This is a genomic window from Pseudomonadota bacterium, from assembly GCA_016719885.1.
In the GTDB taxonomy this organism is placed as follows: domain Bacteria; phylum Pseudomonadota; class Gammaproteobacteria.
Genome location: JADJYF010000014.1, coordinates 88,121 through 100,000, shown reverse-complemented (window position 1 = coordinate 100,000; position 11,880 = coordinate 88,121). Strand labels below are relative to the sequence as shown.

Here is an 11,880-nt window from a genome sequence, read left to right as displayed (position 1 = left end):
GATAGGAGTGAAAGGCTAATCAAGCTCGGAGATAGCTGGTTCTCCTCGAAAGCTATTTAGGTAGCGCCTCGTGTATCACTCTTGGGGGTAGAGCACTGTTATGGCTAGGGGGTCCCCAGGGACTTACCAAACCATTGCAAACTCCGAATACCAAGAAGTGCAATCACGGGAGACACACGGCGGGTGATAAGGTTCGTCGTGGAAAGGGAAACAGCCCAGACCGCCAGCTAAGGTCCCAAAATCACAGCTCAGTGGTGAACGATGTGGGAAGGCTAAGACAGCCAGGAGGTTGGCTTAGAAGCAGCCATCCTTTAAAGAAAGCGTAATAGCTCACTGGTCGAGTCGGCCTGCGCGGAAGATGTAACGGGGCTAAGCTGTGTACCGAAGCTGCGGATGCAGAGCAATCTGCGTGGTAGAGGAGCGTTCTGTAAGCCTGCGAAGGTGAGTTGTAAAGCTTGCTGGAGGTATCAGAAGTGCGAATGCTGACATGAGTAGCGATAATGCGGGTGAAAAACCCGCACGCCGAAAGCCCAAGGTTTCCCACGCAACGCTAATCGGCGTGGGGTGAGTCGGCCCCTAAGGCGAGGCAGAAATGCGTAGTCGATGGGAAGCAGGTTAATATTCCTGCACTTTGATTCATTGCGATGGGGGGACGGAGAAGGTTAAACCGGCCGGGTGTTGGATGTCCCGGTTTAAGCATGTAGGGAGCTCCCTTAGGAAAATCCGGGGGGGCAATCCTGAGGTGTGATGACGAGGTCCCATGTGGACCGAAGTGGTTGATACCCTGCTTCCAGGAAAAGCCTCTAAGCTTCAGATGAATTGAAACCGTACCCGAAACCAACACAGGTGGGCAGGGAGAGTATCCCAAGGCGCTTGAGAGAACTCTGGTGAAGGAACTAGGCAAAATAGCACCGTAACTTCGGGAGAAGGTGTGCCCTTTGTATGTGAAGAGCCTGCGCTCGGAGCAGAAGAGGGTCGCAGTGACCAGGTGGCCGCGACTGTTTACTAAAAACACAGCACTCTGCAAACACGAAAGTGGACGTATAGGGTGTGACGCCTGCCCGGTGCCGGAAGGTTAATTGATGGGGTTAGCCGCAAGGCGAAGCTCTTGATCGAAGCCCCGGTAAACGGCGGCCGTAACTATAACGGTCCTAAGGTAGCGAAATTCCTTGTCGGGTAAGTTCCGACCTGCACGAATGGCGTAACGACGGCCACGCTGTCTCCACCAGAGACTCAGCGAAATTGAATTTGCTGTTAAGATGCAGTGTACCCGCGGCAAGACGGAAAGACCCCGTGAACCTTTACTATAGCTTTGCACTGGACTTTGAATTTGTTTGTGTAGGATAGGTGGGAGGCTTTGAAGCGTGATCGCTAGATTGCGTGGAGCCAACCTTGAAATACCACCCTGGCACATTTGAGGTTCTAACCTAGGCCCGTTATCCGGGTCGGGGACAGTGTATGGTGGGTAGTTTGACTGGGGCGGTCTCCTCCCAAAGAGTAACGGAGGAGCACAAAGGTACCCTCAGCGCGGTCGGAAATCGCGCAATGAGTGCAAAGGCATAAGGGTGCTTGACTGCGAGACAGACATGTCGAGCAGGGGCGAAAGCCGGTCTTAGTGATCCGGTGGTTCTGTATGGAAGGGCCATCGCTCAACGGATAAAAGGTACTCCGGGGATAACAGGCTGATTCCTCCCAAGAGTTCACATCGACGGGGGAGTTTGGCACCTCGATGTCGGCTCATCACATCCTGGGGCTGTAGCCGGTCCCAAGGGTATGGCTGTTCGCCATTTAAAGTGGTACGCGAGCTGGGTTTAGAACGTCGTGAGACAGTTCGGTCCCTATCTGCCGTGGGCGTTGGAGATTTGAAGGGAGCTGCTCCTAGTACGAGAGGACCGGAGTGGACGTACCTCTGGTGTTCCGGTTGTCACGCCAGTGGCACCGCCGGGTAGCTAAGTACGGACGGGATAACCGCTGAAAGCATCTAAGCGGGAAGCCTCCCCTAAGATTAGATCTCCCTAGACCCTCGAGGTCTCTAAAGGGCCGTTGAAGACTACAACGTTGATAGGCTGGGTGTGGAAGCGCAGTAATGTGTGAAGCTAACCAGTACTAATTGCCCGTGCGGCTTGACCATATAACGCTCAAGCGTTTGGTCATGGTGCGTGTGTACCAACCTCTTTCGACTTTCCCGATTTTGTCAGTCACGCGATGGGTGAGCACTGGGTGCTGCCGTCGTTAGCTCAACGTAGCTGTGTGGCTGAATACAGAATTGCTTGGCGACAATAGCGAGTAGGAACCACCTGACCCCATCCCGAACTCAGAAGTGAAACTGCTCAGCGCCGATGATAGTGTGGAATTCACCATGCGAAAGTAGGTCATCGCCAAGCATTAAACCTAAGAACCCGGCCTCGCGCCGGGTTTTTTGGTCTGCTGAAGCTAGAAGCTGGTACGTAAACCTTGAGGTTGCTGCGCGGGCGTGGCCGCGATCCTAGCGCGGCCTTCCCTACGCGAACACTCCGAGCCATGCTGCGGATTCAACATCCACGACTCGGACGTTGGAGATGCCTCAGTCGATGTTGATCACAATCTTGCCGAAATGCCCCGCCTCCTGCATGCAGCGGAATGCTGCTTGAGCGTCGGCGAATGAAAATTCCTTATCGATCACCGGTTGCAAGCCGTTGATGCTGAACGCTGCGTTCATGGCTTCGAACATGTCGCGGCTGCCCACGTAGATGCCCTGCACGCACAGGCTCTTGAACAATACGCTAAGCGGATTGATGGTGGACTCAAATCCGGTCAAGACGCCAATCAACCAGACATTGCCGCCGAAGCGGGCGCTGGCACAGGATTTTTCAAATGTGCCCGCACCGCCGACTTCCACGACGTGATCAACGCCAAGACCGCCAGTCAAGTCCAGCACGCGCTGTTCCCAATTGCCAAACTGGCGGTAGTTGATGGTCTCGTCTGCCCCCATGTCGCGTGCCCGGGCAAGCTTTTCATCACTGCTGGACGTCAAGATGACGCGTGCGCCGTGCATCTTGGCGATTTGCAATGCGAACAGCGATACACCGCCGGTGCCGAGGATAAGTACCGTTTCACCGGCGCTTACGCGGCCCTTACTCACCAGGGCGTGCCACGCCGTGAGTGCCGCGCAAGGGAGCGTGGACGCTTGGGCGTAAGTCCAGCCGTTGGGTATGGTGACCGCTCCTTCTTCTCTTAAGACCACATGTTCCGCGAGCATGCCAGGTTGGCGCCCGCCCAGCGCGGATTCCATGACGGCGGGATTCACGTTGCCCGAGTTCCAGCGCTGGAAGAAGGTTCCGGCGACCTTGTCTCCCACCTTGAAGCGCGATACGCCCGGACCGACCGCAACCACGTCGCCTGCGCCATCGGAACACGGCACCAAGGGCCAACGGTCCTGGTCGACGTATCCGAGCACATGCAGAAGGTCGCGGTAGTTCAGGGAAACCGCGCGTACACGCACGAGAATCTCCCCATGGGCCGGTTCACCGACCGGAAGCGTAACGGCGCGAAGGGCGTCGATGCCCCCATCAGAGGTGATTTGCCAGGCGTTCATCGAGGAGCTCCGTTTAATTGTGGCCGGTGAATATAGTCCGCCGGCGCGGTATCGCGGAAGGGGCGTCCATGAGCGAGCGTGCTCCGTCTTTGCCAGCGACACCCGATTCGACGTCACTTGCGGTGGCTCAAATCCACTTGCTGTCCTTCGTGCGAACGTAGCGCATCGGGCGATGCCGCCCTTTGTCCAGGCGGGCGCCAGGCCCGAATTTGCCCATGAAGCACCCCGCGTCCGCCACACCGACATCCGAAGCCGCGCGCAACCCCTTCACGCTGCTCGAATACGACCCCATCAAGCTGCTCAACAAACCGCAGAAAGTTGCGTCCATGTTCGAGGTGCGTGATGGAACGCGTGACTACGATCCCCTGTTTCCCTTGAGCGTTGAGTTGCATCTGACCGACGTCTGCAACCTGCGCTGCGGTTGGTGCACTGACCTCGAACTGCGCCGCAATCTCGCGTCACTGCCCCTCGCCACCATCGAGTCGTTGTTCGATGAATTCGCGCAACACCAGGTTGGCGTGACCATCGAGGGCGGCGGCGAGCCCACCGTGTACAAGCACTTCGCGGAAGTGGTGGCGCTCGCAGCGCGTCACAAGCTGGACATCGGTCTTATCACCAACGGTATTCGCCCGCTGGCGTCGTTCGCCAACCAGTTCAAATGGATTCGCATCTCGATGGACGCGTCTTCCGCAGAGGAATATGTCGCGGAAAAGGGCGTGCAGCGTTATGACAAGGTGCGCGCCAACATCGCTACCCTCGGCGCCTTACCTGACAAACGATTCCTGTTGGGCGTCGGATACGTCATGACCCGACGCAATACCGGCCGCCTGCTCGAGTTCATCGAAGAAATGGACGCCGCCGGCGTCGACTACATCTACCTGCGGCCAGTCGAGGAAATGCCGGATCTCAGCCCCGACCTCGCCATGCTCTACGAGCTGAAATCGCTGTGGGAGACCACCCGCGCGTCACAGCGACGCATCAAGGTGCTGATGAATCTCGACGACCGCATTCAGAAGGACAACGAAGGCCTGCCCTGCATCGCCCACGCCTTGTCCTGCGTGATTCAGGCCGACGGCAACGTCGCGATGTGCGAAAAACGTCGCCACGACCCGGTGGTGTTCGGCAACATCAACACGCAGCGCTTCACCGATATCTGGCGCGGCGCCCTGCGTAAGGACGTCAGTCGCCGCCTGCTCGATCCGTGTGCGCAACGCGGCTGCGAGGTATGCCGCATCACCAAGTTCAACCGCTATTTCGTGCGACTCGGAGAGCTCTACACGCGCAACTTCATCTGACGGCCGACCGACGGCGCGCCGGCCGACGTGGCTGGCGAGGCCCCTGGCCTGCGATATACTCCGGCCATGAACACCACGCCTGCACCCGCCAAGCCGTCAGCCTCGGTGGTCGTCGTTCGCGACGGCGCCGATACCATCGAAGTCCTGATGCTTCGTCGCAACGAAAAGATCGCCTTTCACGGCGGCGCCTGGGTATTTCCGGGCGGGCGCGTCGATGCCGAAGACGGTGATTACGCCAATGGCGCGGAGCTGGAAGTGGCCAAACGCGCGGCGGTGCGCGAAACGCTCGAGGAAACGGGGCTGGCCGTCACGGCAGACGTCATGTTGCCGTTTGCCCATTGGACGACGCCGGTCGATTTGCCTAAGCGTTTCGCCACCTGGTTCTTTGCCGCGCCCGTGGTCGGCGTCGACGAAGTACGCATCGATAATTCGGAAATCATTGATTACCGCTGGCTGACGCCGGCCGCCGCGCTCCAACTGCAGGCGGCAGGAGAATTGGAGCTGCCGGCGCCGACCTACGTCACGCTGCTCGGTTTCAGCGTATTGAGCAATATCGAGGCCTTGGTTTCCCATTTGCGCCGCGCACCGGTGCAACACTTCGTGCCGCGCCTGGTACCGATAGACCATGGACGTTGCACGCTCTACGGCGAGGATGCCGGCTATGAATCACTGGATTTCGATGCGCCCGGGCCGCGTCACCGCCTGGTCATGAAACCGGGTGATTGGCGCTACATTCGCGAATTCTGAGGCGGCCCACGCCGTCGCCCATCGGACTTCGGCATCGCGGCTTAACCACGCGCGGTATCGGCATCGCGCTCAACCGAGAGCGACCTCCAGCATGGCGATTGATTTTTCCCTGAGCCCCGCCCAGCAAGCCCTGCAACAAACAGCGCGCACGTTCGCGCGTGACATCCTCACGCAGGTGCGGCCCACCATCGCGCCCATCGCCCGACCGGAAGATCGCTTCTTCGCTACGCGACCCTTCTACGCCGCGATGGCCAACAACGGCTTCGTGCATGCGCTGGTGCCGCAGGCCTACGGTGGCACGGGATTGTCGACCCTCGACTTCGCGCTCGCGGCCGAGGAATTGGCCGCGGTCGACATCAATGTGCCGACCACGGTGCTCGCCACCGGGCTGGGTCTGCAGCCCATCATCGGTTTTGGCAGCGAAGAACAAAAGCGTCACTGGCTGGGCGAGATCCTTGCGGCGCCGGCCGATCGCCTGGCGGCGTTCGCCTTCACCGAAGTGACCGGCGGCGCCAATTACAACGATCCTGATCCGCAGGCTGGCGTGCAGACCATCGCGCGTCGCGATGGCGACGAATGGGTCATCACCGGCAAGAAACACTACACCACCAATGGCAGCGGCTGGGACGGGCGCGGCGCGCACCTCTATTCACTGGTGTGTCGCACCGATCCGACCAAGCCGCCGCAGGAATCCTTGTCGGTGATCGTCGTGCCCGGCGATGCGCCCGGTATCGAGGTGGTCGATTACCTCGATACCGTCGGGCACCGTGCCGCGGTCTCGCCGCGCATCCACTTCAACGAGGTGCGGGTGCCGGTCGGCAACCTGCTGGGCCAGCCGGGCGACGGGGCCAGGATCTGCGAATACGCTTTCTCGTGGACGGCAGCCTTGATCGGCGCCGCCTGCACCGGCGTCATGCGCGCCGCCTTCGATGTCGCCTACGAATTCGCCAGGCACGACAAGCGTTCCGGCAGCGCGCCGGTCATCGAGTACCAGAACGTCGGCTACATGCTGGCCGATCTCAAGATGCGACTCGAAGCGGCGCGCTACCTGACCTGGAAAGCCTGTCACCAGCTCGACATCACCGAGCGGCGCAGCGACGAGCTGGCGATCATGACCAAGGTCCATACGTCGGAACTGTGCGTGCAGGTGGTGTACGACGCCATGCGCCTGGTCGGCGTCGACAGTTACACCGATCTCACGCCGCTTGCCGGCCTCATGCAGGACGCGCTGTGCTTCCCGCTCTACGACGGCGGCAACATGGGCGTGCGCCGTCGCCAACTACATGGCAAGTTCAAGCAGCCCGATTACGACCCCATGGCCAGCGCCGAAGCGCGCGGCTGAGCCTTTGCGCCAACGATACCGATAGCCACTCATTCGCCGGAGAACATCCATGTCCCACGATCATCACGACCACAGCCATGAACACGATCACGGTCCCGTCGATTGGAAACTGCATGGTGTGAAAGTCATCCCCGGCGACCAGCTCGATACCAATACCGCGCAGACGCCTGGCATGAATCGCGCGGCGGCCATCAACCTCGCGCGCGTCGGCGCACAGAAGATCTGGGCCGGCACCGTGCACATCCACGCCAATGCCAAGACCGGCGCGCATCATCACGGTGCGCTCGAAAGCGTGATCTATGTGTTGAAGGGGCGTGCGCGCATGCGTTGGGGCGAGCATCTCGAGTTCACCGCCGAAGCGGGGCCCGGCGACTTCATTTTCGTGCCGCCCTACGTGCCGCACCAGGAAATCAATGCGTCCACCGACGAGACCCTGGAATGCGTGCTGGTACGCAGCGACAACGAAGCGGTGGTGGTCAATCTCGAAATCGACGCGGTCGAAAAGCCCGAACAGGTATTGTGGGTGGACCCCATCCACCGCGCCTGAGCCAGCCGCGCGCTACGGCACCACCGACAAAAACAGGAAGACCGCGAACAACACCAGGTGCACCGCGCCCTGCAGCACCGTCGCACGCCCCGGCGACAAGGTCATGGTCGAGATCAGTAGCGTCAGCGCCAGCAGCACCGTCTCCTTGCTGCCGAGACCGAGGGTCAGCGGCATGTCCAACACCATGGCCGTCACCACCACGGCCGGGATGGACAGGCCGATGGTCGCCAGCGCCGAGCCCAGCGCGAGGTTGAAGCTGGTCTGCATGCGATTGCCGAGGGCCGCGCGCACTGCCGCCCAGGTCTCGGGCAGCAGCACGATCAGCGCGACGCTGATGCCGACCACGCCGTGCGGCACACCGGCCTGTTCCACCTGCGACTCGATGGTCGGCGCGAGCAGCTTGGCGAGGCCGACCACGGCCACCAGCGCCATCACCAGCAACACGAAGCTGGCCGCCGTCATGGCATTGCCGGGCGGCGGCGAGCCGTGTCTTCATTGCCGCCGTCGAGCGGCAGGAAATAATCGCGGTGGCGCACCGTCTGCACGAAGATGAAAACCGCGTAGAGCGTCAGGGACACCAAGCCCGCGAACACCATCTGCGAGGGCGACAAGGTGGGCCCCGGCGTGGTCGAGGTCAGCGACGGCAGCACCAGCGTCAGCGTGGTGAGCGTGGCCAGCACCGACAGGGCCGGCGTCGTGCCTTCCACGCGAAATTCGAGTGCGTGATGGCGTAACGCGCCCAGCAACAGGCACAGGCCAATCACGCCGTTGCAGATGATCATGACGGTGGCGAACACCGTGTCGCGCGGTAGCGCCGCCGCCGCCTCTCCCCCCGACATCATCAGCGCCACCACCAGCGCGACTTCGATGACCGTCACCGCCAGCGCCAGCACCAGCGTGCCCATGGGTTCGCCGACCCGCAGCGCGATCACTTCGGCATGGTGGACCGCCACCAGCACCGTCGCCAGCAAGGTCACCGTCACCAGCGCGATGCGCAGCCCGTCCAGCGCCTGGCCCCACACCAGCGCCAGTAGCAGGCAAGCCAGGCCCGGCACCAAGACCTGCGTCCAGAACGCGGCGGGATGAGAAGTTGTGCTCATCGGAAAGTCGAGGGCCATCGTTGCAAGGACTGTGATTATGTCAGCGCCGCCGCCGGCCCACATCCGCCCATGGCCAATCCGCGGAGGGCGTGGCATGTTTGCCTCGTCCCGTCCTGGAAGCGCGTGATGACGCAGCCCGTGAAAGCCTCCCGTTCTGTCGCCGACGCACCGCGCTGGTTCAGCGCCGGTGACATCAACGGCTTCTTCGGTCTCATGGTCGACAATCTCGCGGTCATGGGATTTCTCGCCGCGGTGCTGGTCGGCGTCTACCAGATGCCGGCCGACGTGGTGTTCGGCCGCATGTTCCCCGGCACCGCGCTCGGCGTGCTGGTGGGCGATCTGCTCTACACCTGGATGGCGGTGCGTCTCGCGCGGCGCAGCGGCAATGCCAGCGTCACCGCCATGCCGCTCGGCATCGCTACGCCCACCACCATCGTTCTCGCATTCCTGTTGTTGGGGCCGGCCTTCGTTGCCTTCAAACAGCAGGGGCTCGATGAACACGCCGCCGCCATCGCCACCTGGCACTTGGGCATGGCCGGCATGATGGTGATGGGCGTGTTCAAATTCGTGTTGGCCTTCGTGGGCGCGACCATCGGCCGTGCGGTGCCGCGCGCCGGCCTGCTCGGCGCGATCGCCGCCATCGCGCTCATGCTCATCGGTTTCCTGCCCATGCTCGAAGTGCTGAGCGCGCCGATAGTCGGCATGGCCACGCTCGGCGTCATCCTCTACGTGGTGGTGGCGCGCGGCCGCCTGCCGGGCAAGGTGCCCGGCGTGTTCGCGGCCTTCCTGCTCGGCACCGCACTCTATTACACGCTCGGCCCGCTCGGTCTCATCGGCCCCGGCTTCCACGCGCCGGCCGCGCTCGAGTTGCGCTTCGCCTTGCCCGTGCCAACCCTCGCTTTCATGGATGGAATCGCTTCCACCGTGCCCTACCTGCCGCTCTACCTACCCTTTGGCCTCTTGATGGTGATAGGCGGGATCAACAATGCCGAGAGCGCACGCGCCGCGGGCGACGACTTCAACACCCGCGACATTCTATTGGTCGAAGCGATCTCGACACTGGTCGCCGGCCTGTGTGGCGGCGTCGCGCAGACCACGCCTTACATCGGTCATCCAGCCTACAAGAAGATGGGCGCGCGGGCCGGCTACACCTTGCTGACCGGTGTTTTCATCGGTGTCGGCGGCGTGGTCGGCTACCTCTCCACCCTGGTCGAAGTACTGCCGCTGGCGGTGCTCGCGCCGATCCTGGTGTTCGTGTCCATCGAGATGACCAGCCAGGCGTTCGAAGCGAGTCCGCCGCAGCATGCCACGGCGGTTGCTTTCAGTTTCTTTCCGGCCATTGCGCGCCTGCTCGCCATCAAGCTCGGCGATCCGAACTACGTGTCGCCCGCGCGTTTCGATGAACTCATGCACGACCAGTCCCATGGGTTGCCGGAACTCGCGCTGATCGTTGCCCTCGGTAATGGCTTCATCATCACCTCGATGCTGTGGGGCGGATTTCTCGTCGCGCTCATCGACCGGCGCCACGTCGCCGCGGTCATGACTTTGGTGGTCGCGGCCCTGCTCACGCTGTTCGGCATCATCCACTCGGTGGAGGCGGGCGGTGGCATGTACCTGCCCTGGCACCTCGACGGCGTGGCACGGACGCTGTGCTACCAGTTCGCCGCCGCCTATGCCGTGTTGGCGATGCTCGTCGGCCTGTTGTCCTTGCAGCGTGAAACCATGCTCGCCATCGTCACGCTCGCGGCCATCGGCTTCGGCAACGCAAGCCAGGCCGCCGAATGCGCCAAGCCGGCGCGCCTGATGGCGCGCGTGCAGTTGTTCTTCGGCGCCGCGCTCGCCGACGGTCAGCCGCTGCCCGATGCCGAGTGGTCGAAATTCATAGACGATGAAGTGACGCCGCGCTTTCCCGAAGGCCTGACCGAACTGTCCGGGCGCGGCCAATGGCGACGGCCCGATGGCGCCATCAGTCGCGAGCCCTCACGCGTGCTGATGCTGTGGTATTCGCCCGCCCGCAGCCGCGACGCCGACATCGAGGCGGTGCGCGCCGCCTACAAGGCGCGCTTCAAGCAGCAGTCGGTGATGCGCGTCGACGGCGTGGACTGCGTATCGTTCTGAGCGCCGCGCCAAAAATTCGCACCTGCGAAAACGTCCCGATCAATGGGACAATCGCGCCATCTTCATCCCGCACAGGACCAAAAGACCCGCATGGCCACCCGCAAGCAATCTCCCAACAAAGCCAAAACCAAGCCCGCGCCCAAAGCGCGGCGCAAAGCCACGTCCACCTTCGCCGGCCCGGTCGACCTCGGTCCCGATCACTGGGTGTGGGGCGAGGGCGACGAGATTGGCGCCGGCAATCTCATGACGCCGGACAGCATCCTCGCCGCGCTCGAACAGGTGAAGAAGGGCGAGATCATCGATCTCTCCCACGACGTGGCGATGGGCAACCCCAGCATTCCGCCCATCCAGTTGCCCTATGTCATGACGCTCTCCAGCACCTCGGCCAACAGCGAACGCATGATCCGCAACGGCTTCGGCGCCGAGAACGGCATCGGCTTCTATCTCGAACGCATCGAAATGACGACCCACGTCAGCACCCATATCGATGCGCTCGGACACGCCACCATCCATGCCGAACTCTATGGCGGCATTCCGGCGCCGGTAGGCGCGGATGATTTCGGCCTGTGTCACGCCGGCATCGAGAAGGCGCCGCCCTTCATCGCGCGCGGCGTGATCATCGACGTCGCTGGCTACAAGAAGACCAAGTTCCTGAAACCTGGTTACGCCATCACGCCCGCCGATCTCGAAGGCGCGCTCAAGCGCCAGAAGGTCAGCATCGAGAAGGGCTCGATCGTCATCATCCATACCGGCTGGGGACACAAGTTCTGGAGCGACCCGGTGACCTACGCGCACGGCTATCCGGGCATCGGCCTGGCAGCCTCGAAATGGCTGGCAGCGCACGAAGTGGTGGCGGTCGGCGCCGACAACATGGCGCTCGAAGTCTTCCCCTGTGAAGACCCGAAGGTCATCTTCCCCGTGCATCAGCATCTCATCACGCGCCAGGGCATTTACATCATCGAGAACGTCAAGACCGACGAAATCGTCGAGCGCAAGCTGTGGCAGTCGACCATCGTCATCCTTCCCACCAAGTTCCGCGGCGCGACCGGCTCGCCGGTGCGCATCATCGCGCTCCTTTAGGGGCGCACAGGGGCGGGTATTCGCGCACTGAATATCCGCCTTCTCGATTATCCATTTCAGTCGTCGCGCGCGGCGGT

At 62.0% G+C, this 11,880-nt stretch carries 7 protein-coding genes, 2 rRNA genes and 1 pseudogene (1 of these 10 running past the window's edge); 8 read left to right on the top strand and 2 right to left on the bottom strand.

Annotation, left to right across the window (positions count from 1 at the left end; translation table 11 throughout):
* A 23S ribosomal RNA gene (locus IPM80_15560) occupies positions 1 to 2,131 on the top strand (it extends 759 nt beyond the left edge of the window).
* Positions 2,132 to 2,269: 138 nt separating this feature from the next.
* Positions 2,270 to 2,384, top strand: a 5S ribosomal RNA gene (gene rrf / locus IPM80_15555).
* Positions 2,385 to 2,563: 179 nt separating this feature from the next.
* Here rrf and IPM80_15550 read toward each other — a convergent pair.
* Positions 2,564 to 3,574 carry an NAD(P)-dependent alcohol dehydrogenase gene (locus IPM80_15550; GenBank protein MBK8959791.1) on the bottom strand — a complete coding sequence of 337 codons (1,011 nt, stop codon included), beginning with the start codon at positions 3,572 to 3,574 and terminating at the stop codon, positions 2,564 to 2,566.
* Positions 3,575 to 3,789: 215 nt separating this feature from the next.
* On the opposite strand from IPM80_15550, the gene IPM80_15545 reads away from it, so the two are divergent.
* The 4 genes from IPM80_15545 to IPM80_15530 all read left to right on the top strand — a co-directional run bounded on the left by IPM80_15545 (position 3,790) and on the right by IPM80_15530 (position 7,505).
* Positions 3,790 to 4,869, top strand: a complete 1,080-nt coding sequence (locus IPM80_15545) for a radical SAM protein (GenBank protein ID MBK8959790.1) — start codon at positions 3,790 to 3,792, stop codon at positions 4,867 to 4,869.
* Between the two features lie 66 nt (positions 4,870 to 4,935).
* Entirely contained in the window at positions 4,936 to 5,616 is a 681-nt protein-coding gene (locus IPM80_15540) for an NUDIX hydrolase (GenBank protein ID MBK8959789.1), read from the top strand.
* Between the two features lie 91 nt (positions 5,617 to 5,707).
* Positions 5,708 to 6,958, top strand: a complete 1,251-nt coding sequence (locus tag IPM80_15535; GenBank protein MBK8959788.1) for an acyl-CoA dehydrogenase family protein — start codon at positions 5,708 to 5,710, stop codon at positions 6,956 to 6,958.
* A gap of 49 nt (positions 6,959 to 7,007) precedes the next feature.
* Positions 7,008 to 7,505, top strand: a complete 498-nt coding sequence (locus tag IPM80_15530) for a cupin domain-containing protein (GenBank protein ID MBK8959787.1) — start codon at positions 7,008 to 7,010, stop codon at positions 7,503 to 7,505.
* Between the two features lie 12 nt (positions 7,506 to 7,517).
* Here IPM80_15530 and IPM80_15525 read toward each other — a convergent pair.
* Positions 7,518 to 8,605 (bottom strand): annotated as a pseudogene (locus IPM80_15525) (ionic transporter y4hA).
* Positions 8,606 to 8,731: 126 nt separating this feature from the next.
* Between IPM80_15525 and IPM80_15520 the strand changes: the two are divergent.
* Both IPM80_15520 and IPM80_15515 read left to right on the top strand, forming a co-directional pair.
* A complete protein-coding gene (locus tag IPM80_15520) occupies positions 8,732 to 10,723 on the top strand; it encodes a DUF3574 domain-containing protein (GenBank protein ID MBK8959786.1) in 1,992 nt (663 codons plus the stop codon).
* 90 nt (positions 10,724 to 10,813) lie between these two features.
* Complete coding sequence (locus IPM80_15515) at positions 10,814 to 11,803, top strand: cyclase family protein (GenBank protein ID MBK8959785.1); 990 nt, start codon at positions 10,814 to 10,816, stop codon at positions 11,801 to 11,803.
* Positions 11,804 to 11,880: the final 77 nt, after the last annotated feature.